Below are 25,370 nucleotides of genomic sequence, written 5' to 3' on the forward strand. Positions count from 1 at the left end.
ACCGGGGCAACCATGCAGAGCCCCCCGCGATTCCGTATACCCTGTGCCCGCCGGTGGCTGGCCCATATCGTGCCGGTGGCGCTTGCACCAGCCTTGTTCGCCTGCTCGTCCAGTCCACCCGCGCAAGCGCCGCTCTCGCCCCAGGCGCTTGCCGCGGTGGTGGACGATCCCGGCGTCAACCGCGAAAGCCTGGCTCGCGCGGTGGATGGGCTGTTTGCCGACACTGCGGGGCAGGAGGCCGGGGGCGATAGGCAACTGGGTGAAACCCGCGCGGTGATCGTGATGCGCGCCGGGCGCATCATCGCCGAACGCTATGCCCCCGGTTATCACGAGAATACCCGCTTTGCCGGTGGCGGCATTGCCCGCTCGATCACGGCGGTGATGATCGGCATGCTGGTGTCCGATGGGCGGCTGCGCCTGAATGAAACCGCGCCGGTGCCGGCCTGGCAGCGGCCCGGCGATCCACGCGGCGAAATCACGCTGCGGCACCTGCTGCAAATGCGCTCGGGCCTGCGCGAAGAGCCGGGCGACGAAGCGCGCATGCTGTTCGGTGCCGGGCGCGACGACATGGCCGGCGCCGCCGAAGACCAGCCGCTCGCCGCCGAACCGGGTGCGCGGTTCCAGGACGATGCAGCCAGCGGAATCATCCTGGCGGACCTGGCCGCGCGCGTGCTCGCCCCCGCCGGAGACCCCGATGCGCGCCGCCGCGCCGTGGCCGACTACTTGCGCACGCGCCTGTTCGAACCCGTGCTGATGCGCGGCATCGTGCCAAGCTACGATGCGCGCGGCACCATGAACGGCGGGGCGATGATCGATGCCACGGCGCGCGATTTCGTGCGGTTTGGCGAATTCCTGCGCAATCGCGGTGCGGTTCACGGCGCGCAACTGGTGCCGCGGCAATGGATCGATTTCATGGTCAGCCCGAGCCCGCGCGAAAAGCAATATGGCGCGGGTGTGTGGCTGAATCGCGCGCCCACCACGGGCGATGCGCGCCTGTTTCCGCAAGCCGGTCCGCGCGACATGCTGGCCGCGCTGGGCGATGGCGGCCAGGCCGTGCTGGTGGCCCCGGCGCGCAAGCTGGTGGTGGTGCGCCTGGGCGCGACGCCGCCCGGTGGCGATGCAGCGCTGATGGGCCGCCTGCGCGATATCGTCAGCCTGTTTGCCGGCGGGCCGGCGCGCTAGGGGACGTGTTCGCTGAAGATTTGCCCGTTCCGGGCCGGCGGCCGGCACCCCCTTCGGCAGGAGCGGGGCGCCAGGAATGCCGGCGGCTGCCGGCCCGGAACGGGCACACGGTTACACGCTGCGTCCTGACAGCAGCGCGGCCGCGTGTTGGGTGGCATGATAAAGGCCGTCGAGCCGGTCTGCCCGGACGAAGCCGTGCAGCAATTCGGCAAAGCCGTCGCTGTCACCGGCCAGGGCATGGCGGGTCATCGCCGCCAGCGTGGCCTCGTCGGGCGTCATCACCAGTTGGCACGGGCGGTTGACGAGAAAGCGTTCGGGCCAGGTGCGGATCACCCGGCGCACCAGGGCATGCACGGCCGCCGCCGCTTCCACGCTGCGATAGCGTTGGGCCAGGTCTGGCACGGGATCGCGGCCCACGCGCTCGAACATGGCGGAAAGGCGCATGGCCATCACCACGTGCAAGGCGGTGAGCGACAGGGCGCGCACGTCCTGGGGGCGGGCAAGCGATGCCACGATCGCCGCATGGCGAGCCGAGGTGGCCGGTGCAGTGTCGGGCGAAACGGGGCCGCGCTGGGCGTGGGGTGCGGACATGACAGCCTTTCTTGCGATCGATTCGCAAATCAGACTATGCCTGCGCCCGCATCCCGTCAATGATAATCATTCGCAATAACTGCCAGCCGTGCCCTGCCCCGGTCAGGCCGTGCGGAACCCTTGGGTAATGGGGTAGCGCCGGTCGCGGCCGAAATTGCGGCTGCCCAGTTTCACCCCCGGCGGCGCCTGCCGGCGCTTGTATTCGGCCAGGTGCAGCAGCCGCTCGATCCGTTCCACCGTGGCGCGCTCGTGCCCTTCGGCGGTGATCTGCGCCACGCTCTTCTCGTGCTCCACCAGCCCCAGCAGGATCGCGTCGAGCACGTCGTAGGGCGGCAGCGAATCCTCGTCCTTCTGGTCGGGGCGCAGTTCGGCGCTGGGCGGCTTGGTGATGATCCGTTCGGGCATGACCGGGCCTTGCGGGCCCAGGCCGATGCGCGGGCGGTGTTCGTTGCGCCAGCGCGAGAGGGCGAACACCGTGGTCTTGTAGGCGTCCTTCAACGGGTTGTAGCCGCCGTTCATGTCGCCATAGATCGTGGCATAGCCCACGCTCATCTCGCTCTTGTTGCCGGTGGTCACCAGCATCGGCCCGAACTTGTTGGACAGCGCCATCAAGGTGGTGCCGCGAATGCGCGACTGCAGGTTTTCCTCGGTCAGGTCCGGCTCGCGCCCGACAAACAGGGGGCTGAGCATATCGGTAAAGCCATCCACCGCCGGGCCGATCGGCACGGTATCGAGCCGCACGCCCAGCATCTGCGCGCAGCCGGCCGCGTCGTCCAGGCTTTCCTGGCTGGTATAGCGGCTGGGCAGCATCACGCACCAAACCCGATCGGCGCCCAGCGCATCCACCGCGATGGCGGCGCAGAGCGCGGAATCGATGCCCCCCGAAAGGCCCAGGATCACGCCGGGAAACCGGTTCTTGTTCACATAGTCGCGCAGGGCCATGACCATGGCGCAATAGATGTCTTCGGGGTGCTCGGTCGGCTCGGCCACGTCGCCCGCCTCGCAGCGCCAGCGGTGGCCGTTGCCGAAGGGCACCTTGTTCCACACCGTGTCGACCACGGCTTCTTCCCATTCCGGCAGTTGCGCCCACAGCGCGCCTTCGGGGCCGACGACGAAGCTGGCGCCGTCGAACACCACTTCGTCCTGCCCGCCCACGCGGTTGACATAGGCGAGCGGGATGCCGGTATCGATCGCGCGGCGCTTGGCCACGCCATCGATGCGCAGCACGTCCTTGTCGATTTCATAGGGGCTGCCGTTGACGCAGAGGAAGATTTCCGCGCCCAATTGCGCCAGATGGCGGCACACGTCGGGGTGCCAGATATCCTCGCAGATCGGCAGGCCGAGCATTGCGCCGCGGAACGGCACCGGCTCGGGCAGGGGGCCGGGCAGGAACAGGCGCTTTTCATCGAACGTGCCATAGTTGGGCAGTTCGTACTTGAAGCGCGTCGCCACCACTGCCCCGTCATCGAGCAGGGCCACGCCATTGTGCAGCGCCCCGTCGCGCACGAAGACCGAGCCGACCAGCATCGCCGGGCCGCCATCGGCGGTGGCCGTGGCCAGCTTTTCCAGTTCCACTGCCGCGCGCGCGATCAACGCGGGTTTCAGGATCAGGTCTTCGGGGGGATAGCCGATCAACTGCATTTCGGGAAAGACGATCAGGTCGCTGCCCGATGCCTTTGCCCGTGCCTCCAGCATGGCGGCGGCATTGGCGGCAAGGTCGCCAACCCTTTGGTTGAGTTGCGCAAGCGTGATGATCAGTTTGTCGGCCATGGCCAAACCCTAGGCGGCTTGGCCGGTGGCGGGCAAGGGGGGCTGTGCCCCGGAAGGCGCAAAACCGGCGCGGCCGCGGGGCGGATGGGGCGCACAGGCGTTGCAAAACTGTCATCTTGGGCTAAGGGCGGCGCCAGGATCAGGATCACCGAAAGACTCGAGGGAAACGCCATGAAGATCATGTCCGGCAACGGCAACCTGCCGCTGGCCCGCGCCATTGCGGCCTATCTGGAACTGCCGCTGACCGACGCTTCGGTTCGCCGCTTTGCCGACGAGGAAGTCTTCGTGGAAATCCACGAGAACGTGCGCGGCGAAGATGTCTTCCTGGTGCAATCCACCAGCTACCCGGCCAACGACAACCTGCTCGAACTGTTGATCTGCATCGATGCCCTGCGCCGCGCCTCGGCCAAGCGGATCACCGCGGTGGTGCCCTACTTCGGCTATGCCCGCCAGGATCGCAAGCCCGGGCCGCGCACGCCGATTTCGGCCAAGCTGGTCGCCAACCTGATCACCACGGCGGGCGCCGATCGCGTGCTCGCGGTCGATCTGCACGCCGGGCAGATCCAGGGCTTCTTCGATATTCCCACCGACAACCTGTTCGCCGCCCCGGTGATGGCGGCCGATATCCAGACCCGCTATGGCGGCCAGGAACTGATGGTCGTTTCGCCCGACGTGGGCGGCGTGGTCCGCGCCCGCGCGCTGGCCAAGCGGCTGGACAACGCGCCGCTGGCGATCGTCGACAAGCGCCGCGATCGCCCCGGCCAGTCCGAAGTGATGAACATCATCGGCGACGTGAAGGGCCGCATGTGCATCCTGATCGACGATATCATCGATTCGGGCGGCACGCTGTGCAACGCGGCGCAGGCGCTGATGGATGCCGGCGCTGCTGGGGTTGCCGCCTACATCACCCACGGCGTGCTCTCGGGCGCTGCGGTGGCCCGCGTGGGCAATTCGGCGCTCAAGGAACTGGTGATCACCGACACCATCCTGCCCACCGAAGCGACCAAGGATTGCGACAGCATCCGCATCCTCACCATCGCGCCGCTGATCGGCGAGGCGATCCGCCGCATCGCCGACGAAAGCTCGGTCTCCAGCCTGTTCGACTGATTGTTCGATCCACCACGATGTCGTGGTGGATGGCACGGCCAACGCGGGATGTCCTAAGGGCCTTCCCGCAAGGCCCGGTCGGTCGGAATTAGCCAGGTTCGTTTAGCCCTCGCTCGCAAATCCACACGGTTTGCGAGCGAGAACCATGACCAAGCGCCTGCCCCTTTCCCTGCTGCTTCGCCTTGCCTGCGCGCTGCCCGCACTGGCCAGCGCCTCGGCCCTCGCCGCACCCGATCCGGCCGGTGCCGCGCCAGTGACCGCGCCCACCCCGGCATCGTCCGACATGGTCACGACCGGCGTTGCCAAGGGGCGTGACCGGCTCGACAGCGCCACGTCCACCAGCGCGCTGCACCAGGCCGATATCCTGCGCCTGGCGCCGCGCTCGATCGGCGAACTGCTGCGCGCGCTGCCGGGTGTCTTTTCCGAAGCGCCCAACGGCGAAAGCATTGCCAACATCTCGATCCGCGGCTTGCCGGTGGTCTCCACCGGGGGCAAGTTCGTGCAGTTGCAGGAAGACGGCCTGCCGGTAATGGAATTTGGCGATATCATCGGCGCCAGCTCCGACACGTTCCTGCGCGCCGATCTCAACCTGGCGCAGGTGGAATCGATCCGCGGCGGCTCGGCCTCCACCTTTGCCTCCAATTCGCCCGGCGGGATCATCAATTTCATCTCTGCCACGGGCGAGCGCGCGGGCGGCACGCTGATGCTGACCAGTGGCATCAACTATGAACAGCGCCGCGCCGATTTCGAATATGGCGGCCCGGTGGGTGAAAACACCCGCTTCCACATCGGCGGGTTCTGGCGCCAGGGCGAGGGGCCGCGCCGCATCGGCTTTGAAGGCCAGCGTGGCGGGCAGCTCAAATTCAACGTCACCCGCACGTTCGATGGCGGCTATGTCCGCCTCTACGCCAAGCTGCTCGACGATCGCTCGCCGTTCTATGATTCGGTGCCGCTGCGCGTGACGGGCACGGCCGAAAGCCCTGGCCTGGTCGCGGTGGCGGGGTTCAATCCCACGCGTGATACGCTCTCGACCACCTATCTCCAGTCGATCACCATGCTGGATGAAAACAACAATCCGGTGAGCGAAGACTTGCGCCAGGGGCAGCGGGTCAAGGAAAAGGCACTGGGCCTGGAAGCGCAGGTGGATCTCGATGGCTGGACGGTGACCGACCGCTTCCGCGTCGCCAGCCGCTCGGGCGGGCTGTACGGGCCCTTTTCCAGCACGCTCTATACCGCCGCCGCCGGGCTTACCAAGCTGGGCGGGGCTGGGGCCACGCTGTCCTATGCCAATGGCCCGCATGCCGGCGAGGCGATTGCCGATCCGGCGGCGCTCAACGGCAATGGCCTGATTGCCGTGCTCAACTTGCGCATCCGCCCGCAGGAAGACCTGGGCAGCCTGGTCAACGATCTGCGCGCCAGCAAGATCTATCGCGTCGGGTCGGGCGATCTCACGCTCACCGGCGGCTTCTATGCCTCGCGCCAGGCGGTCCACACCGCGCTGCGCTGGGCCGAGGTGGTTTCAGAAGTGCGTGGCGATGGCCAGGCCGCGCTGCTCAACGTGACCAATGCCGGCGGCCAGGCCGTCACCCAGAACGGCATCTATGCCTATAACTATGCGCTCAACAACGGCACCCAGCGCCGCACGATGAGCGTCGATTACGCAGTCCAGGCGCTGTACGGTTCAGCCAATTACCGCATCGGCAAGTTGGCGTTGGGCGGCAGCCTGCGCTATGATTTCGGCAGCGCGCGCGGCCAGGTCATGGGGTCTGACCTGGGCGGCGGCCGCATCGGCACGATCAGCCGCGACATGAACGGTGACGGGCTGATTTCCCTGCCCGAACAGAAAGTGGGCTATACCCCGCTCGATAGCCCGGCGCCGGTGCATTATGACTATCACTACCTGTCGTGGTCGGTGGGGGTAAACTACCGCGTCGCCCAGGCATTCTCGGTGTTTGGGCGCTACAGCCGCGGCGCGCGCGCCAATGCCGATCGCCTGCTGTTCACCTCGGCGATCGATACCGCCACCGGCGCCCTGGCCATTCCCCAGGCTGTCTACGATCCGGTGCGCCAGGCCGAACTGGGCTTCAAATTCCGCCAGAGCGGCGTGACGGTCAACCTCACCGGGTTCAGCGTGCGCAGCCAGGATACCAACGTCAACACCTCCACCGGCGTGGCCATCGCCCGCCGCTACAAGGCGCAAGGGCTGGAATTCGAAGCCGGCGTGCGACGCGGCATGTTCAGCCTGACCGGCGGGGCAACCTATACCGACGCGCGGATCGTGGAGGATTTCATCGATCCCACTGTCAACGGCAAGCGCCCGCGCCACCTGGCCAGCGTGATCTTCCAGGCCATGCCCCAGGTCACGTTCGACCGGTTCAATCTGGGCGCGGCCTTCATTGGCACCACCAGCAGCTATGCCCAGGATAGCAATATCCTGAAAATGCCCGGTTATGTCACCACCAATGCCTTCGTGCAGGCCAATGTCACCGATCGCCTCGCCGTCTCTCTCAACGCGGCGAACCTGTTCGACGTGCTGGCGCTGACCTCGATCGACGATGCCACGGTGCCCAGCAGCGGCGTGGTGCGCGGGCGCCTGCTCACCGGGCGCACGATCAGCGCCTCGCTGCGCCTAAGCCTGTAACGCACCTGCCGCGCGCGGGGCGCTCATTGCCAGGGGCGGATACCGCCCGGCGCGATCCGCTCGGTCGTTTCCAGGCGGCGCGCCTGGCGCGTTTCCAGCGACAGCGTCATCAGCGGTTGCGCCAGGTCCACGAACTGGCGTGGCGACATGCCGAACATGGCGGTGAATTCGCGGATCAGGTGGCTCTGGTCGTAATAGCGCAGGGCCAGGGTTTCGGCCTCGGCATCGTCGGCCACGCCGCGCAGGTGGCTCGCCATGTCGAGCGCCCGGGCGCGGCGCAGCACCTGCTTGGGCGTCAGGCCGAAATCGCGCCGCACGATGCGTTCCAGCCGGCGCTGCTCGATCCCGCATTGCGCGGCAAACTCAGCCACGCCGATCGAGGGGTTGGCCAGCGCCGCGGCTTCGAACCGGGCGGTCACCGGGTCGGGCTCGGGCGCGCCACGCCAGTTGATCATGGCGCGCAGTTCCTGCTCCATCGCCTGGCACCACGCTTCGGGCGTGGCGGCGGGATCGAACATGTCGAGCCAGCGCGCCGGGTCCAGCCCCAGGCGATCGATGGTGGTAAACCGGTCGGCCAGGTCCGCTTCGGGCAGGCGCGTCAGGGCATAGCCGGCGCCCGGGCGCACCACGGCACCCACGCTGGTGAAACTGCCGGTCACGCCCACGGCCATGCGCTTGCTGTTGGGCCCGAAGACCAGCGCCGCCCGGCCCAGGGCACAGGGCCCATCGCGGGTTTGCGCCGTCCAGGCGCCGCGCAATTGCACGCGGATGCACGCCGTATCGGCCAGCAGCCCGCATTGCAGGGCATAATTGGCGGGGGCATCGACCACGGTGACGTAGAACCGGCCGATCCATGGCGCGAGATCGGGCGCCGGCGCGCGGCTGTAGGACAGGGGTTGGCCCTGACGAGTCACCCCGGCGGCCGGCGCAATCGCCCGGTCCACGCCCGGCCTGATATTGCGGTTCATTTCTGCTCACCCCCTGCGCAAGCCGTCCTTGCCCTCTTGCCTGCTGTTCGGAAATGCAAAATTTTTGAACTATGCCCCTTATCCGGAAATAGGAGCGCCTGCTTGACCGGATCGGCGCTATCGGCAAAGCACAGGTCCATGAAGCTCGATGACGACATTGCCCTGGCCCACCGCCTTGCCGAAGCCGCCGGCGCTGCGATTCGCCCTTATTTCCGCAGCGTTGCTGCAGAACGCAAGGGGGATGCCACCCCGGTGACGCTGGCCGATCGCGCCGCCGAAGAAGCGATGCGTGCCATCCTGGCCGCCGAACGCCCGCAAGACACGGTAATTGGTGAGGAATTTGGCACCACCCAGGGCACGTCCGGGCGCAGCTGGGTGCTCGATCCGATCGATGGTACGGCCGGTTTCCTCGCCGGGCGGGCGCTGTTCGGCACCCTGATCGCGCTCTTGGTCGATGGCTTTCCGGTCCTGGGCGTGATCGACCAGCCGATTGCCGGCGAACGCTGGGTGGGGTCTTCGGGCAAGCCCACCACGCTCAATGGTCAGGTCGTGAAAACCCGGCCCTGCCGCGAATTGTCGGACGCGACCATCGCCACCACCGGCCCGCACTATTTCAGCCAGCATGAAGGCGATCACTTCATGGCCCTGGCCGGCCAGACCGATTACCGCCGCATGGTGATGGGCGGCGATTGCTACAACTACGCCATGCTCGCCACAGGCCAACTCGACATCGTGTGCGAGGCCGGGCTCAAGCTGCACGACTGGGCCGCGCTGGTGCCCGTGGTGGAAGGCGCGGGCGGCACCATGGCCGATTGGAACGGCGATCCGCTGCACATCGGTTCGGAAGGCCATGTCCTGGCGCTGGGCGATCCGGCACGTCTGGACGACGCGATCGAGGCGCTGGCCGCCGGCCACAGCCACCGGCACTGATCGCGGCCTGCCGCGTTCTGCCCGGCATGACCGCTGCTTCCTCGACTTCCGCCGCGCCCACTATCGTGATTACCGGGGCGGGCGCCGGCATCGGCCGGGGCACCGCCTTGCACTTTGCCGCGCTCGGCTGGCGCGTGATCGGGCTCGATCGCGATGCCGCTGCGCTCAAGGAACTGGCTGCCATGCTGCCGCGCGGCCAGGGTTTGACGATCACCTGCGACGTCGGCCGGGAAAAGGCCGTGGCGCGCGCCTTTGCCCGCATCGCGCAATGGGCAGCGCAGGGCATCGATTGCCTGGTCAACAACGCCGGCATTGCCAATCCTGATTGCGGTCCGCTCGAAGACCTGGCCCTGGCCGATTGGCAGCGCTGGATCGATGCCTCGCTCACCGCCGCGTTCCTGTGCAGCCGGGCCGCCCTGCCGCTGCTGCGGCGGCGCGATGGTGCCAGCGTGGTCAATATCGCGTCTACCCGCGCCTTGCAGAGCGAACCCGATACTTACGCTTATGCCGCGGCAAAGGGCGGGCTTTGCGCGCTTACCCATGCCATGGCCGTGGGCCTGGGGCCGCAGGTGCGCGTCAATGCCGTCCTGCCCGGCTGGATCGAGACCGGCCCCTGGCAACGCGCCGACCGCGCCCACGATGGCGATCATCGCCCGATCGACGAGGCGCAGCATCCCGTCGGCCGCGTCGGCACGGTGCACGATATCGCCGCGACCATCGCCTGGTTGGCCAGCGCCGACGCGGGCTTTGTCACCGGGCAGCAGATCGTGGTGGACGGCGGCATGACCCGGAAGATGATCTACGCCGAATGATCGCATGATCGCGGTCGATTAGACACTTGTTCAATATCGTTGCGCATGCAACTTTGCCGCCATCCCCCTGAAGAAGAGGATGGTTCATGAAAACGATAAAGAGCGTGGCGCTGGGAGCGGCCGCGCTGGTCGCATTGGTGGCTGGCACGGCCCAGGCCAAGACCGTGGTGGTGCGTGCCGCCCATATGATCGACGTGCTGGCGGGCAAGCGCGTTGATGGCGCGCAGGTGGTGGTCACCGATGGCCGCATCACGGCCGTGGGCAAGGCGGGCGACGCGGTTCCGGCCGGGGCCGAAGTGATCGACCTGGGGCCGCGCACGCTGCTGCCCGGCCTGATCGACATGCATGTCCACCTGACCAGCGACCCCACGCTCGGTGGCTATCGCGGGCTGGAGTTCACCGATAACTTCGGCACTGTCGTCGGCGTCGCCAATGCCAAGAAGACGGTGGAAGCCGGCTTTACCACCGTGCGCAACGTCGGTTCGGCCAATTACGACGACGTCGCGATCAAGCAGGGCATCGAGATGGGCTATGTCCCGGGCCCGCGCATCGTGCCAGCGACCTATGCCTTGGGCGCCACCGGCGGCCATTGCGATTCCACCGAATTCCCGCCCTCGATCACGGTGCCTTCGCCGCAGATCGCCAACACGCCCGACGAATTCCGCGCCTTGGTCCGCAAAGTGCGCAAGTATGGCGCCGAAGTGATCAAGATCTGCGCCACGGGCGGGGTCTTTTCCAAGACCGATTCGGTCGGCGCCCAGCAGATGAGCTTTGAAGAGCTCAAGGCCGTGGCTGATGAAGCGCACATGCTGGGCATGCGCGTGGCGGCCCACGCCCATGGCACCGCCGGCATCAATGACGCACTGCGCGCTGGCATCGACACGATCGAGCACGCCAGCCTTGCCGACGAGGAAAGCTTCAAGCTGGCCAAGGCCAAGGGCGCCTGGCTCGACATGGATATCTACAACGACGACTATATCCTGGCCGAAGGCGAGAAGAACGGCGTCTTTGCCGAAAGCCTGGCCAAGGAAAAGATGATCGGCCGCAAGCAGCGCGAAACCTTCCGCGCCGCCCATGCCGCCGGGGTCAAGCTGCTGTTCGGCACCGATGGCGGCGTCTATCCCAACGGCTTCAACGCGCGCCAGTTCGCCAAGATGGTGGAATGGGGCATGACCCCGATCGAAGCGATCCAGGCCGCCACCAAGAGCGCGGCCGAAGCGTTGGACCGCACGGCAGACGTGGGCGCGATCGCCACCGGCCGCTATGGCGATCTGATCGCCGTCGATGGCGATCCGCTGGCCGACGTGCGCACGCTGGAACACGTGGCCTTCGTGATGAAGGGCGGCGAAGTGGTGAAGGCCGCGCAGTAAGCAACAAGCCCTCCCCTAACCCCTCCCGCACGCGGGAGGGGACTTTCTAAACTCCCCTCCCGCGTGCGGGAGGGGCTGGGGGAGGGCCTGTTCCAAAGAGCGGAGGGCTTGTCCCCCAGCCAGCCCGGAAAAATCACTCCTCGGGCGGCTGGCTGTTCAACTGGATGTAGTTCTGGATGCCCATCTGCTTGATCAGGTCGAGCTGGGTTTCCAGCGTGTCGATATGCTCTTCCTCGCTTTCCAGGATCTTCTGGAACAAGTCGCGGCTCACATAATCGCGCACGGTTTCGGCATGGGCGATCCCGTCCTTGAGCACGGGCACCGCCTCATACTCCAGCGCCAGGTCGGCCTTGAGCACTTCCTCCACCGATTCGCCCACTTTCAACCGGCCCAGCGCCTGGAAATTGGGCAGGCCGTCCAGGAACAGGATGCGGTCGGCAAGCATGTCGGCATGCTTCATTTCGTCGATGGATTCGTGCCGCTCGAACTCGGCCAGCTTCTTCACGCCCCAGTGCGACAGCAGGCGATAGTGCAGCCAATACTGGTTGATCGCGGTCAGTTCGTTGAACAGTGCCTTGTTCAGGAACTCGATGACCTTGGCATCGCCCTTCATGGCCAGACCTTCCTATGCCGTTGAACCGGAAGGCAGGCTAGGCCAGACCAGGCTGGCGGGCAATCCGCAGATTATGCGCGCGGGCGCATCAGGCCATGGCGCAGGCGCGCTCGTCGGCCACCACGTCGTCGGCATCGTCCAGGCACTGGCGGCACTGCGCCCGGCAGCCCAGCGTGCCATACAGCGCTTCGGCATCGCCGCGCGCGTGGCAGCGGGCGGCCTGGCGCAGATCCTTTTCCCGAATGGCATTGCAGATGCAGATGTACATGACGCCCGTATCTCTCGCTCTGAGGGTCTCTCGCTCATGAGAATGATTCGCAGGGTAATGCGATTCATTCTCATGAGCAAGGGGTAAACGCAGGATTGCGGCAGGGTGCGGGGCTTTGCGGGCCGCCTTGCAAAGCGCTCGCCCCGCCGCTACATGCACGGCCAAGCATCGAGAGTTGGGGGCGACGCCCCAACGCCAACCTGCCGGTTTCCGGGCAAGGTGGCGCTCCCCCAACGGGGAGGATGTGGCCGATCCGGCAATCAAACGGAGCAAGCCCCAGGCGTCTTTCCCGGTTTCGATGCAGTTCACTGCCCAGGAAAGACTTGCCCCGTGCCGATCAGGATTGCCGACAACCTCCCCGCCCGCCGTACGCTCGAAGCCGAGGGCGTGATCGTCATGGGCGAGACCGAGGCCGCGCGGCAGGATATCCGCCCGCTGCGCATCGCGCTGCTCAACCTGATGCCCGACAAGATCACCACCGAAACCCAGATCGCCCGCCTGCTCGGCGCCACGCCGCTGCAGATCGAGCTGCAGCTGGTGCGCCTCTCGGGCCATGTCAGCAAGACCACCTCGGCCGGGCACATCGCCGAATTCTATCGCCCGTTCACCGACGTGCGCGCCGAGCGCTTCGACGGCCTGATCGTTACCGGGGCGCCGGTGGAAACCATGGACTACGGCGAAGTGACCTATTGGGACGAGTTGCGCCAGATCTTCGACTGGAGCCAGACTCACTGCCATCGCCTGCTGACGATCTGCTGGGGCGCGATGGCCGCGCTCGCCCATTTCCACGGCGTGCCCAAGCATCAACTGGGCGCCAAGGCCCATGGCGTGTTTCCCCATGTGAACCGCGCGCCGGCCAGCCCCTGGCTGCGCGGCATGTCGGACCTGGTGCCCGTGCCCGTCTCACGCTGGAGCGAAGTGCGCCGGGAAGACCTGGGCGCCGGCCTCACCGTGCTGCTCGACAGCGAGGAAGTCGGCCCTTGCCTGGTCGACGATCCGGCACGCCGCGCGCTGCACATGTTCAACCACCTGGAATACGATACGCTCACGCTCGACACCGAATACCGCCGCGATGGCGAGCGCATCGTGCCCCGGCACTATTATCCCGACAACAACCCGGCCCAGTTGCCTCGCAACACCTGGCGCACCCATGGCCACCAGCTGTTCGGCAACTGGATCAACGAAGTCTACCAGACCACGCCGTTCGATCTGGCCGATATCGGTGGTTGATGACGTCAAAGATTATGATCTTGGTTGAATAGGGCGTGATCATCTAAATAGGGTATAAGGCGCCATTGTGGCTGTTTTGCCGCGTAAGCTTGATGCCTGCGGTTATATGGCTTAGTATTAATTGAATAAAAACTCGCTGGTCGCATCGATTGTCTTTTGGACGGAGTGGGGCCATGCGCAGGATTGTTTCCGCTGTTGCTGCTTGCAGTCTTCTTGCCACTTCTGGCTGTTCCATGGTGTTGGATGATCTCCATGGCAACGGTGGCTATCCGGCCAAGGCGCTTGATCGGCACAGTTTTCGCGCGCGCGATAACAAGCAGCTCGTCCTACTCCGCGCGGCTATCGTACTGGCCATGGCGGCGCGCATGGGCCAGTCCACCGTGCGGGTGGAAGATGCCGATGCCTTTGCCAATTACCTTGCCAGCGCAGCACGGGAAATCGATTTTGCCGCTGCCAATCTTTATCAGGCGCCCGCAGCGGCCAATACGCCTTGCCACGTTGTGGGACCGGCAGCCTCGGCAGCCAAAGCGGTCGCAGGTGGCGGCGCGGCAGCCGCCGATGCGGTGGTCAACGATGTGGCAAATCTGCAGGCCTGCACGGGCTATGCCACCAATTTCGAAAGCGAATTGCCGCTGGTCGAAGCTAGCTTGATCAAGGTGGTGGTGGCCGCGTTGCCGGCCGATCGAGCGCGGGCGTTCCTCACTGCCGTAGCCAATGGCGATGTCATGGGCGCTGCATTCAAGGCATTGAAGGCATTGAAATCGCTCGCTGTCGGCCTGCACTATGCCAATGGCAGCTTCCGCTCGGGGCTGGAGGCCGTGGCTATCCAAAAGGGTTGCGAAGATAGTGCCAGCAAGCCGATGACCGTGGAACGGGCCGTGTCTGCAGAATGTCTAGACATCGATACCAAATCCCTGTTCGACAGCACGGATCGGGGGCCATTGGGGATCGGCGCCGTCGATCCCACCGCTTTCGATGCCCTGTTCCGCATTGCCAACAATGCCTGTTCGGGTCTGCCTTTGCTCACATCCACCCAGGGCAGCGATGAAAAGACCCGGCGCCAGGCGCGCGATGCGGCCTGCGGCACTCTATGGTTCCGCCCACAGGCGCGCCCGGTCACGATGCCTTCGACCGGTTGAACGGCGATGGGCCGATTGGCGGGGAGTCCGGCGTTGCAAGGACCAAGGCCCCCGAATCAAGTTGCCAAACCGGCCCTCCCTCGTTAAGGGCCGCCCCTTCAATCCACGCGGACCTGCGTTCCTGCCTGGCCACATAGGGCTGCCACGGCAGGTACACCGCGTCGAACAAGGAGACGAAAATGCCCAAGCTCAAGACCAAGAGCGGTGTGAAGAAGCGCTTCAAGCTTACCGCTACGGGCAAGGTGAAGCACGGCGTGGCCGGCAAGCGTCACCGCCTGATCAGCCACAACGCCAAGTACATCCGCCAGAACCGCGGCACCGACGTGATCTCCGACGCTGACGCGAAGGTGATCAAGAAGTGGGCGCCCTACGGGCTGAACTGAGGAGGCTGATCCATGTCCCGTATCAAGCGCGGCACCACCACGCGTGCCAAGCACAAGCGCATTCTCGACCAGGCCAAGGGTTACCGCGGCCGTCGCAAGAATACGATCCGCGTTGCCCGCCAAGCCGTTGAAAAGGCTGGCCAGTATGCGTACCGCGACCGCAAGGTCAAGAAGCGGACCTTCCGCGCCCTGTGGATCCAGCGCATCAACGCGGCCGTCCGCGCCGAAGGCCTGACCTATTCGCAGTTCATCCACGGCACCAAGCTGGCTGGCATCGAACTCGATCGCAAGGCCATGGCGGATCTCGCCATGAACGAAGGCGGCGTGTTCGCAGCCGTGATCGCCCAGGCCAAGGCAGCCCTCCCGGCCGCCTGATCGCCTGAACGCGATACAGTTCAAAAAGGCGCTCGCCCTCACCGGGGCGGGCGCCTTTTTCTGTTGGGGTTTTCGCGAACATGCCCTCCCCCCGACCCCCTCCCGCAAGCGGGAGGGGGAGAGCGGCCAAACTCCCCTCCCGCCTGCGGGAGGGGTTGGGGGAGGGCATGTTACGCGCAGGGCCTCTTGCCCACGCAACCCATCTTCCCTTCCGCCCCGCAAAGCGCTAGCGGCAGGCGCGTATGGAACAGCTAGACCAACAGCAGGCGCAAACCCTCGGCTCCATCGCGGCGGCCACCACGCTTGACGCCGTGGAGGCGATCCGTGTTGCTGCCCTGGGCAAGCAGGGCTGGGTTTCCGCCCTGCTCAAGACCATGGGCCAGATGAGCCCCGAGGAACGCCAGGCCCGTGGCCCGCAGATCCACGCCCTGCGCGAGGCGGTCACCGCCGCGCTGGCGGAACGCAAGGCCGAACTGGAAAGCGCCGCCCTGGAAGCGCGCCTGGCGGCCGAGGCGGTGGACCTCTCGCTGCCCGCGCCCGAAGCGCCGCGTGGCAGTGTCCACCCCGTCAGCCAGGTCATGGACGAACTGGCCGAAATCTTTGCCGACATGGGCTTTGCCGTGGCCAGTGGCCCGGAAATCGAAGACGACTGGCACAATTTCACCGCGCTCAACATGCCCGAAACGCATCCCGCGCGCGCCATGCACGACACGTTCTATTTCCCCGACAAGGATGCGCAGGGGCGCGACATGCTGCTGCGCACGCACACCTCGCCGGTGCAGATCCGTGCCATGCTCAAGCAGGGTGCGCCCTTGCGCATCATCGCGCCGGGCCGCGTCTATCGGTCTGACAGTGATGCCACGCACACCCCGATGTTCCACCAGATCGAAGGTCTGGTGATCGACAAGGGCATTCACCTGGGGCACCTCAAGTGGACGCTGGAAACCTTCCTCAAGGCGTTCTTCGAGCGCGACGATATCGTCCTGCGCCTGCGCCCCAGCTATTTCCCGTTCACCGAACCGTCGGTGGAAGTGGACGTGGGCTATACCCTGGTGAACGGCAAGCGCGTGGTGGGCGGCAGCGGCGATACGCCGGGCGGCGGCTGGATGGAAGTCCTGGGCTCCGGCATGGTCAACCGCAAGGTCATCGAATTCGGCGGGCTGGACCCCGATGAATGGCAGGGCTTTGCCTTTGGCACCGGCGTCGATCGCCTGGCCATGCTCAAGTATGGCCTGGATGACCTGCGCGCGTTCTTCGATGGCGATGCCCGCTGGCTGGGCCACTATGGATTCGGGGCGCTCGATGTGCCCACCCTTTCGGGCGGTGTTGGAGTGAAGCCGTGAAGTTTTCCCTGTCGTGGCTCAAGGCCCTGCTCGATACGCAAGCAAGCGCCACCGAGATTGCCGAAAAGCTCACCAGCCTGGGCCTGGAAATCGAAAGCGTGACCGATGCCTCGGCCGCGCTCAGCAGCTTTCGCGTCGCCCGCGTGCTGACGGCCGAAAAGCACCCGCAGGCCGACAAGCTCCAGGTGCTCAGCGTCGATCTGGGTGATGGCCAGCCGCTTCAGGTCGTGTGCGGCGCGCCCAATGCGCGCGCCGGCCTCGTCGGCGTGCTCGGCCTGCCCGGTGCGGTGGTGCCCGCCAATGGCATGGAACTGCGCAAAAGCGCGATCCGCGGCGTCGAATCCAACGGCATGATGTGCTCCACCCGCGAACTGGGCTTGGGCGAGGAACACGACGGCATCATCGAACTGCCCGCCGATACCGCGCTGGGCCAGTCGTTTGCCGACTACATCGGCTCCGATCCGGTGTTCGACGTGGCGATCACGCCCAACCGCCCCGATTGCATGGGCGTTTATGGCATTGCCCGCGATCTGGCCGCCGCCGGCATCGGCACTTTGCGCGCGCTCGATGTGGCACCCGTGGCCGGTGAAGGCCCATGCCCCATCGAAATCCGTATCGAGGACTCCGACGGTTGCCCGGCGTTTTACGGTCGCGTGATCAAGGGCGTGCAGAACGGCCCTTCGCCGCAATGGCTGCAAGACCGGCTCAAGGCCGCCGGCCAGCGTCCGATCTCGGCGCTGGTGGACATCACGAACTACGTGATGCTCGGCTATGGCCGCCCGGCCCATGCCTATGACCTCGCCAAGCTGACCGGCGCCGTCACCGCGCGAAAGGCGCGTGAAGGCGAAACCGTGCTGGCGCTCAACGGCAAGGAATACGCGCTCCAGCCGTTCATGACGGTGATTGCCGACGATGCCGGGGTGCACGACATTGGCGGCATCATGGGGGGTGAGCATTCGGGCTGTGCCGACACGACCACCGACGTGCTGCTCGAAGTCGCCTATTTCGATCCGGCGCATATCGCCCGCACTGGCCAGGCCCTGGCGCTGGCCAGCGACGCGCGCGGCCGGTTCGAGCGCGGCGTCGATCCCGCGTTCCTCGACACCGGCATGGACCTGCTGACCCAGCTGATCTTGGAAATCTGCGGCGGCACGGCGAGCGAAGTTTCACGCGTGGGCACGCCGCCGGTTGCGCAGCGCACGATGTCCTATGACCCCGCGCTGGCCGGCCAGCTCGGCGGCATTGCCGTGGCGCAGAGCGAGCAGAAGCGCATCCTGACGGCGCTGGGCTTTGCCGTGGACGACGATTGGACCGTCACCGTGCCCAGCTGGCGCCCGGACATTGCCGGCCCGGCCGATCTGGTCGAGGAAGTGATCCGCGTCCACGGCCTCGATGCCGTGCCGTCCACTCCGCTGCCCCGCGCCGATGGCGTGGCGCGGCCCACGGCCACGCCGGTGCAACTGCTCGAACGTCGCCTGCGCCGCGCGGCTGCGGCGCGAGGGGCTCACGAGGCGGTGACCTGGTCGTTCCTGCCCCAGGCCCAGGCCGAACACTTTGCCGATGGGCAATTCGTGTGGACGCTCGCCAATCCGATTTCGGAAGACCTCAAGGCCATGCGGCCTTCGCTGTTGCCCGGCCTGCTGGCGGCGGCGCGCCGCAATCTCGATCGGGGTGCATCCAGCGTGCGCCTGTTCGAAATCGGCCGCCGCTATCTGCGCGCCGACGATGGCAGCAGCGACGAGCGGCTGAGCCTTGCCGTGGTGCTGGCCGGCGAACGCACCCCGCGCGGCTGGGCCACGGGCAAGGCGCAGGCCTTCGATGCGTTCGATGCCAAGGCCGAGGCGCTCGCGCTGCTGGCCCAGGCCGGCGCGCCGGTGGAAAACCTGCAAGTGATGGGCGAGGCGGGGCCGCAGTTCCACCCCGGCCAATCGGCCACGCTGCGCCTTGGCCCCAAGCAGGTTCTGGCGCGGCTGGGCATGATCCATCCCGCGACGGCCAAGGCTTTTGGCCTCGACGCGCCCGTAGCCGTGGTCGAACTGTTCCTCGATCGCGTCCCGGCCAAGAAGGCCGCCAGTGGCTTTGCCCGCCCGCACTTCGCCCCGCCCGCGCTCCAGGCCGTGACCCGTGATTTCGCCTTCCTGGTCGATGCCAAGGTGCCCGCCGGCGATCTGCTGCGCAGCGTGAAGGGTGCGGACAAGGCCAGCATCGTGGCGGCCCGCGTGTTCGACGATTTCCGGGGCCAGGGCGTGCCCGAAGGGCACAAGAGCCTTGCCATCGAGGTGACGCTCCAGCCCGGCGACAAGAGCTTCGACGAAGCCGCTCTCAAGGCGATTTCCGATAAGATCGTCGCCGCTGCGGCCAAGCAGGGCGCCACCCTGCGCGGCTAGGCCGGGCTTGGGGCTTCGACAAGCTCAGCCCGAACGGCGGGTGGGGCGTGGGAATTCTTCATCCCACCCCCGCACCCCATACCGCACTTGCGAAGAGCGCGCGCTCTGGCCATACCGTGCGGCCATGAGCGAAACCCAGCCCGAACTCGTCACGATTGCGTCCGACACGCTGACCGCCGCGATCAACCCGCTGGGGGCAGAGCTGTGGTCGCTCACCGATCGGGCCGGGGCGCAATGGATGACCGACGCCGATCCCGCGTTCTGGAGCGGGCATGCCCCGCTGCTGTTTCCGGTGGTCGGCTCGCTGGCAGATGACACCCTGCGCCATGATGGCCAGGCCTATGCCCTGCCGCGCCACGGCTTTGCCCGGCGCTCCACTTTCGAACTGGTTGCCCACGATGGCGCGACCGCGCATTTCCGGCTGCAGGACAGCGACGCCACGCGGGAAGTCTATCCCTTTGCTTTCGTGCTGGAAATGGCCTTTGCCGTGGAAGGCGCGACGCTGGCGATGACGGCCACGGTGAGCAACCCGGGAAATGAAACGCTGCCGTTCAGTTTCGGCTATCACCCCGCTTTCGCCTGGCCGCTGCCGGGCAGCGCCGACAAGCACGCGCACCGCCTGGTCTTCACCAAGGACGAACCGGCGCCGATCCGCCGCGTGCGCAAGGACAGCGGGCTGATGCTCGACAAGGGCTTTGCCAGCCCGGTGCGCGGCCGCATCCTGCCGCTGCGCGAGGGGCTGTTCGTGGCCGATGCCGTGGTGTGGACCGACCTGGCCAGCCGTGCGCTGACCTATGGCGTGGAAGGCGGTCCGGCGCTCGACGTGGCGTTTCCCGATACCACGATGCTGGGCCTGTGGCAGGTGCCGGGCGCCAACTACATCTGCATCGAGCCCTGGGCCGGCCATGCCGATCCGGAAGGCTTTGCCGGCGACATTGCCGACAAGCCCGGCATCGTCCTGCTCGCGCCGGGCGAGAGCCGCAGCTTCCGCATGGACGTGACCGTTCGCGGCGGCTAGGGGCGGGGACGTTATGTCCAATCGCCGCACCTTCGCCATCATTTCCCACCCCGACGCGGGCAAGACCACGCTGACCGAAAAGCTCCTGCTGCAAGGCGGGGCCATCCACCTGGCCGGTGAGGTCAAGGCCCGTGGGCAGGCGCGGCGTGCGCGGTCTGACTGGATGAAGATCGAGCAGCAGCGCGGGATCTCGGTCACGTCCTCGGTCATGACGTTCCAGAAGGACGGCACCGTCTTCAACTTGCTCGATACGCCGGGCCACGAAGACTTTTCCGAAGACACCTATCGCACGCTGACGGCCGTCGATTCGGCGATCATGGTGATCGACGCGGCCAAGGGCATCGAGCCGCAGACCCGCAAGCTGTTCGAAGTGTGCCGCATGCGCTCGGTGCCGATCATCACCTTTGTCAACAAGGTGGACCGCGAAGGCCGCCCGGTGTTCGAAACGCTCGATGAAGTGGCCGATGCCCTGGCGCTCGATGTCGCGCCGATGAGCTGGCCGGTGGGCATGGGCGGCGTGTTCGAAGGCGTCTATGACTTTGCCAGCGAAACCATTGCCCGCCCCGAAGGCGACAGCCGCGAATTCCTGGGTCGGCGCGATCCCGCTGCCGGCGCCATTCCCGATGAATTTGCCGAAGAGATCGAACTGGGCCGCGAAGGCTATCCCCAGTTCGACCTGGAAGCCTATCGCCATGGCGACCTGACCCCGGTCTATTTCGGATCGGCGCTGAAGAATTTCGGCGTGGCCGAACTGATCGCCGCGATCGATCGCTATGCCCCGCCGCCGCGCCCCCAGGCCAGCGACCAGGGCACGATCGAGCCGAGCCGCGCCGACGTGACCGGCTTCGTGTTCAAGGTGCAGGCCAACATGGACCCGCAGCACCGCGACCGCATCGCGTTCATGCGCATGGTTTCGGGCACGTTCAAGCGCGGCATGAAGCTGGTGCCCTCGGGCCTGGGCAAGCCGATCGCGGTGCATTCGCCGATCCTGTTCTTTGCCCAGGACCGCGAGATTGCGGACAGCGCCGAAGCGGGCGACATCATCGGCATTCCCAACCACGGCACCTTGCGGGTGGGCGACACGCTTTCCGAACGCAACGACGTGCGCTTTACCGGGCTGCCCAACTTCGCGCCGGAAATCCTGCGCCGCGTGGTGCTGAAAGATCCCACCAAGACCAAGCAGTTGCGCAAGGCGCTCGACGATCTGTCCGAAGAAGGCGTGATCCAGGTGTTCTACCCGGAAATCGGCTCGCAATGGATCGTGGGCGTGGTCGGCCAGCTTCAGCTCGACGTGCTGATCAGCCGGCTGGAAGCGGAATACAAGGTGGAAGCCGTGCTCGAACCTTCGCCGTTCGACACGGCGCGCTGGCTGAAAGGCACGCCCGAGGCCTTGCGCGGCTTTGCCGATTTCAACCTGTCGAACCTGGCCAAGGACCGCGACGGCGATCCCGTGTTCATGGCCCGCTCGGCTTGGGACGTGAGCTATCAGCAGGAACGCAACCCGGACCTGACGTTCAGCGCCACCAAGGAAAGGTAATTTCGGGCTACCCCATGACATGGGGCGCCACGCTCTTGCCAGCGCAGTGCAGCATGGGCAGGGTGGAAACCATGAATCTGCTCGGACCGACCTCGAACACCTTCATCTCGCAGCGCCTGCGGCTCCACTATGTGGACTGGGGCAATGCGGAAAAGCCGCCGCTGCTGCTGATTCACGGCGGGCGCGACCATTGCCGCAGCTGGGACTGGACGGCGGAGGCCCTGCGCGAGGACTGGCACGTGATCGCGCTCGATCATCGTGGCCATGGCGACAGCGAATGGGCATCGGACGGCAACTATCGCATCATGGACATGGTCTATGACGTGGCGCAACTGATCCACCAGCTGGGCCTGGCGCCGGTGACCATCGTGGCCCATTCGATGGGGGCGGCCGTGGCGCTGCGTTATGCCGGGCTGTTTCCCGAAGACGTGCGCAAGCTGGTAGCGATCGAGGGGATCTTCCCCACCCCCGATTGGGAAGCGCGCATGCGCGGCGTGCCCTTCGCCCGCCGCATCCGCGACTATATTGCCGAAAAGCGCAAGGCCGCCGGCCGCCTGCCGCGCCGCTATCCCACCATCGAGGCGGCGATCGCGCGTATGAAGGCGCAGAACCCCTATATCAACGATGCCCAGGCCCGGCACCTCACCATCCACGGCATCAACCGCAACGAGGATGGCACCTTCACCTGGAAGTTCGATCCCTACGTCCACATCGAACACCCCTATGATATCTCGCAGGATCGCAAGCACGAGCTGTGGGAAGCGATCACCAGCCCCACCTTGCTGCTCAACGGCGCGGATTCCTGGGCCGGCAACCCGGTGCGCGACGGGCGCATCGCCCATTTCCGCAATGCCGAGGCGGTGGAATTCGCCAACGCCGGGCACTGGCTGCACCACGACCAGTTCGATCGCTTCGTCGCCACGCTGCGGGACTTTCTCTGACCGCGCGGGGCACACCGATGTCGTCGGGCGCTGGATCGCAGGCGGGCGCGGCATCGCAAGCCGGGCGGTCGCTGGTCTTTGCCAGCTACAACATCCACAAGGGCGTGGGCGCGGATCGCCGCTGCGATCCCGAGCGCATTCTCATGGTGCTGCACGAGTTGGGCGCCGACGTGATTGCCCTGCAAGAGGCAGACCGCCGGTTCGGCACGCGCGAAGGGGTGATCCCGCCGGCGCTGCTGGCCCACGGCAGCCCATGGCGCGCAGTGGCCCCCGGCGTGATCGATCGTGCCCGCCGTGCCGGAAGCCTGGGCTGGCACGGCAATGTCATCCTGGTGCGGCGCGATCTGGTGGTGACCGCGTGCCAGCCCGTGCCCCTGCCCACGCTGGAACCGCGCGGCGCCGTGGCGGTGGACCTCGATTGGGGCGGGCAGGGCGTGCGGGTGATCGGCATGCACCTTGATCTTTCCGGCCTGCGCCGGCGCCAGCAGGTGCGCGTGGCCTGTGCCGCCGCCGGGCAGGGGCCGCGCGTGCTGATGGGCGATTTCAACGAATGGGCGCCGCGCGGTGGGGCGCTCCAGGCGTTTTCCACCGATCTCGATGTGCTCACGCCCGGGCGCAGCTTTCCCGCGCGGCGCCCGCTGGGCCAGCTCGATCGCATCGTGGTGAGCCACGACTGGGTGGTGGAAGCCACCGGCGTGCATCACAGCGCCTTGGCGCAGCAGGCATCGGATCATCTACCCGTCTGGGCGCGGCTGCGTCTAAACCCTGCCTAAAAATTGGGCAGATTCTTTGCGCTGCACAAGAATCGAGCGCACGGCAAACGCTCGACAATGGATATGGTTTCCGTGAATCACTGATTCCGTAAGGAAACTGATTTGGCACGCCCCTTGCTTTAACATCCGTGCCGGTTCCGAACCGGATGGTTGAGGCCGTGAAAGGGGGCATGAATGAAATTCATCATCGCCATCATCAAGCCGTTCAAGCTCGACGAAGTGCGTGAAGCGCTGTCGGGCCTGGGCGTTGCTGGGATGACGGTGTCGGAAGTGAAGGGTTTTGGCCGTCAGAAAGGCCAGACCGAGATCTACCGCGGCGCCGAATACTCCACGAACATGCTGCCCAAGGTGAAGCTCGAAATCGCTGCCAGCGATGACATGGCAGCGCAGATCGTCGAGACCATCCAGCAAACTGCCAGCACCGAGGCCATCGGCGACGGCAAGATTTTCGTGCTCGATCTCGCTTCGGCGGTGCGCATTCGCACCGGTGAAAGCGGCGAGCCGGCGCTGTGACTTCCGAGAAGAGGGGAAACCATATGATCCGCAAGATGATCAGTGGCATGACGGCAGCCGGGCTCAGCCTCGGCATGGCCTCTGCCGCCTTTGCGCAAGCCGGGCCGATCAAGGCCCCCACGGCCGAACAGATGGCCACCATGGTCAACAAGGGTGACGTCGCCTGGATGCTGGTCTCGGCCGCTCTGGTGCTGATGATGAGCATTCCCGCCCTGGCGCTGTTCTACGGCGGCCTGGTGCGCACCAAGAACATGCTTTCGGTGCTGATGCAGGTGCTGATGATCGTTTCGGTCGCGGCGCTGTGCTGGGTCTGCTGGGGCTACTCGATGGCCTTCACCGGCGGCTCGCCCTATGTCGGCGGCTTTTCGAAGATGTTCCTTGCGGGTGTTTCCACCTCGACTTACGCAGCGACGTTCTCCAACAACGTCTACCTGCCCGAATATGTCTACGTCATCTTCCAGATGACCTTCGCCTGCATCACGCCGGCGCTGATCGTGGGCGCCTTTGCCGAGCGCGTGAAGTTCACGCCGCTGATGATCTTCACGGTCCTGTGGCTCACGCTCGTCTATTTCCCGATGGCCCACATGGTGTGGTACTTCGCCGGTCCCGACTTCCTGTCGGACAACACGTCTGACGCCGGCCTGATCTATGGCTGGGGCGGCCTGGACTTTGCCGGCGGCACCGTGGTGCACATCAACGCGGGTATCGCTGGCCTCGTCGGCTGCCTCGTGATCGGCAAGCGCCTGGGCTTTGGCAAGGAAGCCACCCCGCCGCACTCGCTGACCATGACCATGATCGGCGCCTCGCTGCTGTGGGTGGGCTGGTTCGGTTTCAACGCCGGTTCGGGCCTTGAATCCAACGCTGCCACCGCGCTCGCTTTCATCAACACGTTCGTCGCCACCGCTGCCGCTGCCGTCTCCTGGTCGATCGTCGAGCAGATCAAGCACGGCAAGCCCTCGATGCTGGGTGCTGCCTCGGGTGCCGTCGCCGGCCTCGTCGCCATCACCCCGGCTGCAGGCTATGCCGCCCCGATGGGCGCCATTGTCCTGGGCCTCGTCGTCTCGCCGATCTGCTTCTTCTTCGTCACCACCGTGAAGAACGCCCTCAAGTATGACGACACGCTCGACGTGTTCGGCGTGCACTGCATCGGCGGGATCGTCGGCGCCATCGGCACCGCCATCGTCGCCGACCCCCGCCTGGGTGGCCAGGGCTGGATCGACTACACCGTGTTCCCCGCCAAGGCCGGCGACTACAACCTGGTCGGCCAGATCATCACCCAGGTGAAGGCCGTGGTCCTCACCCTGGTGCTCTCGGGCGGTGTCTCGGCGATCCTGTTCATCGCTCTGGACAAGACCATCGGCCTGCGTCCGACCGAAGAAGCCGAGCGCGAAGGCCTCGACATCTCCGAACACGGCGAACGCGCCTACAACGGCTAAGTTTTCACCAGCTTGGCGGGGTGGGGGGCCTGATCCTCTCCCT

At 66.1% G+C, this 25,370-nt stretch carries 23 protein-coding genes and 1 riboswitch; of the genes, 18 read left to right on the top strand and 5 right to left on the bottom strand.

Translation table 11 applies throughout. From position 1 onward, the window contains the following. The first annotated feature begins 69 nt into the window (after window positions 1-69). Window positions 70-1,182, top strand: a complete 1,113-nt coding sequence (locus tag FHW94_RS11060) for a serine hydrolase (RefSeq protein WP_349237498.1) — start codon at window positions 70-72, stop codon at window positions 1,180-1,182. Window positions 1,183-1,293: 111 nt separating this feature from the next. Here FHW94_RS11060 and FHW94_RS11065 read toward each other — a convergent pair whose 3' ends face one another. Together FHW94_RS11065 and FHW94_RS11070 are read right to left on the bottom strand one after the other, a co-directional pair. Further along, the gene (locus tag FHW94_RS11065; protein ID WP_168555872.1) at window positions 1,294-1,773 is read right to left on the bottom strand and encodes a hypothetical protein; all 480 of its coding nucleotides are present in this window, start codon (window positions 1,771-1,773) and stop codon (window positions 1,294-1,296) included. Between the two features lie 102 nt (window positions 1,774-1,875). Further along, the gene (locus FHW94_RS11070) at window positions 1,876-3,543 is read right to left on the bottom strand and encodes an NAD+ synthase (protein ID WP_168555873.1); all 1,668 of its coding nucleotides are present in this window, start codon (window positions 3,541-3,543) and stop codon (window positions 1,876-1,878) included. A gap of 171 nt (window positions 3,544-3,714) precedes the next feature. Between FHW94_RS11070 and FHW94_RS11075 the strand changes: the two genes are divergently transcribed. Both FHW94_RS11075 and FHW94_RS11080 read left to right on the top strand, forming a co-directional pair. Next, window positions 3,715-4,650 carry a ribose-phosphate pyrophosphokinase gene (locus FHW94_RS11075; RefSeq protein WP_022676495.1) on the top strand — a complete coding sequence of 312 codons (936 nt, stop codon included), beginning with the start codon at window positions 3,715-3,717 and terminating at the stop codon, window positions 4,648-4,650. Window positions 4,651-4,795: 145 nt separating this feature from the next. Further along, entirely contained in the window at window positions 4,796-7,291 is a 2,496-nt protein-coding gene (locus tag FHW94_RS11080; protein ID WP_168555874.1) for a TonB-dependent receptor, read from the top strand. A gap of 23 nt (window positions 7,292-7,314) precedes the next feature. Here FHW94_RS11080 and FHW94_RS11085 read toward each other — a convergent pair whose 3' ends face one another. Then, window positions 7,315-8,259 (bottom strand): AraC family transcriptional regulator, encoded by a 945-nt coding sequence (locus tag FHW94_RS11085; RefSeq protein WP_168555875.1) that lies wholly within the window; start codon window positions 8,257-8,259, stop codon window positions 7,315-7,317. A 138-nt stretch (window positions 8,260-8,397) separates the two neighbouring features. Between FHW94_RS11085 and FHW94_RS11090 the strand changes: the two genes are divergently transcribed. From FHW94_RS11090 to FHW94_RS11100, 3 genes are all read left to right on the top strand, one after another. Next, window positions 8,398-9,189 (top strand): inositol monophosphatase family protein, encoded by a 792-nt coding sequence (locus tag FHW94_RS11090; RefSeq protein ID WP_168555876.1) that lies wholly within the window; start codon window positions 8,398-8,400, stop codon window positions 9,187-9,189. A gap of 26 nt (window positions 9,190-9,215) precedes the next feature. Then, window positions 9,216-10,001, top strand: coding sequence for an SDR family oxidoreductase (locus FHW94_RS11095; protein WP_168555877.1), 786 nt, complete (start codon window positions 9,216-9,218; stop codon window positions 9,999-10,001). An 86-nt stretch (window positions 10,002-10,087) separates the two neighbouring features. Continuing rightward, complete coding sequence (locus FHW94_RS11100) at window positions 10,088-11,371, top strand: amidohydrolase family protein (protein ID WP_168555878.1); 1,284 nt, start codon at window positions 10,088-10,090, stop codon at window positions 11,369-11,371. A 133-nt stretch (window positions 11,372-11,504) separates the two neighbouring features. Here the strand turns inward: FHW94_RS11100 and bfr are convergent, their stop codons facing one another. After that, window positions 11,505-11,984, bottom strand: a complete 480-nt coding sequence (gene bfr, locus FHW94_RS11105; protein ID WP_168555879.1) for a bacterioferritin — start codon at window positions 11,982-11,984, stop codon at window positions 11,505-11,507. Between the two features lie 88 nt (window positions 11,985-12,072). Then, window positions 12,073-12,252 (bottom strand): ferredoxin, encoded by a 180-nt coding sequence (locus FHW94_RS11110; RefSeq protein WP_168555880.1) that lies wholly within the window; start codon window positions 12,250-12,252, stop codon window positions 12,073-12,075. Window positions 12,253-12,412: 160 nt separating this feature from the next. After that, a riboswitch (SAM-I-IV-variant riboswitch) is annotated at window positions 12,413-12,526 on the top strand. Window positions 12,527-12,582: 56 nt separating this feature from the next. Here FHW94_RS11110 and FHW94_RS11115 point away from each other — a divergent pair. The 12 genes from FHW94_RS11115 to FHW94_RS11170 all read left to right on the top strand — a co-directional run bounded on the left by FHW94_RS11115 (window position 12,583) and on the right by FHW94_RS11170 (window position 25,327). Further along, window positions 12,583-13,482, top strand: a complete 900-nt coding sequence (locus tag FHW94_RS11115; RefSeq protein ID WP_168555881.1) for a homoserine O-succinyltransferase — start codon at window positions 12,583-12,585, stop codon at window positions 13,480-13,482. A gap of 233 nt (window positions 13,483-13,715) precedes the next feature. Beyond that, entirely contained in the window at window positions 13,716-14,621 is a 906-nt protein-coding gene (locus FHW94_RS11120) for a hypothetical protein (RefSeq protein ID WP_168555882.1), read from the top strand. A gap of 179 nt (window positions 14,622-14,800) precedes the next feature. Beyond that, window positions 14,801-15,004: a 50S ribosomal protein L35 gene (gene rpmI / locus FHW94_RS11125; RefSeq protein WP_022676503.1), complete on the top strand. Its 204-nt coding sequence runs from the start codon at window positions 14,801-14,803 to the stop codon at window positions 15,002-15,004. Window positions 15,005-15,016: 12 nt separating this feature from the next. Beyond that, window positions 15,017-15,379 carry a 50S ribosomal protein L20 gene (rplT, locus tag FHW94_RS11130; protein ID WP_022676504.1) on the top strand — a complete coding sequence of 121 codons (363 nt, stop codon included), beginning with the start codon at window positions 15,017-15,019 and terminating at the stop codon, window positions 15,377-15,379. Between the two features lie 242 nt (window positions 15,380-15,621). Beyond that, window positions 15,622-16,722, top strand: coding sequence for a phenylalanine--tRNA ligase subunit alpha (gene pheS, locus FHW94_RS11135; RefSeq protein WP_168555883.1), 1,101 nt, complete (start codon window positions 15,622-15,624; stop codon window positions 16,720-16,722). Further along, complete coding sequence (gene pheT, locus FHW94_RS11140) at window positions 16,719-19,109, top strand: phenylalanine--tRNA ligase subunit beta (RefSeq protein ID WP_168555884.1); 2,391 nt, start codon at window positions 16,719-16,721, stop codon at window positions 19,107-19,109. Before pheS ends, pheT begins: the two co-directional genes overlap by 4 nt. A gap of 124 nt (window positions 19,110-19,233) precedes the next feature. Further along, a complete protein-coding gene (locus FHW94_RS11145; protein WP_168555885.1) occupies window positions 19,234-20,127 on the top strand; it encodes an aldose 1-epimerase family protein in 894 nt (297 codons plus the stop codon). A gap of 13 nt (window positions 20,128-20,140) precedes the next feature. Beyond that, entirely contained in the window at window positions 20,141-21,664 is a 1,524-nt protein-coding gene (locus FHW94_RS11150; protein ID WP_168555886.1) for a peptide chain release factor 3, read from the top strand. Between the two features lie 71 nt (window positions 21,665-21,735). Continuing rightward, window positions 21,736-22,605 carry an alpha/beta hydrolase gene (locus FHW94_RS11155; RefSeq protein ID WP_168555887.1) on the top strand — a complete coding sequence of 290 codons (870 nt, stop codon included), beginning with the start codon at window positions 21,736-21,738 and terminating at the stop codon, window positions 22,603-22,605. A 17-nt stretch (window positions 22,606-22,622) separates the two neighbouring features. Continuing rightward, complete coding sequence (locus FHW94_RS11160) at window positions 22,623-23,378, top strand: endonuclease/exonuclease/phosphatase family protein (RefSeq protein WP_168555888.1); 756 nt, start codon at window positions 22,623-22,625, stop codon at window positions 23,376-23,378. A 174-nt stretch (window positions 23,379-23,552) separates the two neighbouring features. Then, a complete protein-coding gene (locus tag FHW94_RS11165) occupies window positions 23,553-23,891 on the top strand; it encodes a P-II family nitrogen regulator (protein WP_168555889.1) in 339 nt (112 codons plus the stop codon). A 23-nt stretch (window positions 23,892-23,914) separates the two neighbouring features. Then, window positions 23,915-25,327, top strand: coding sequence for an ammonium transporter (locus tag FHW94_RS11170; RefSeq protein WP_168555890.1), 1,413 nt, complete (start codon window positions 23,915-23,917; stop codon window positions 25,325-25,327). Window positions 25,328-25,370 lie beyond the last annotated feature (43 nt).

Origin of the sequence: Novosphingobium sp. SG720, from assembly GCF_012275365.1 — a bacterium.
In the GTDB taxonomy this organism is placed as follows: domain Bacteria; phylum Pseudomonadota; class Alphaproteobacteria; order Sphingomonadales; family Sphingomonadaceae; genus Novosphingobium; species Novosphingobium rhizosphaerae.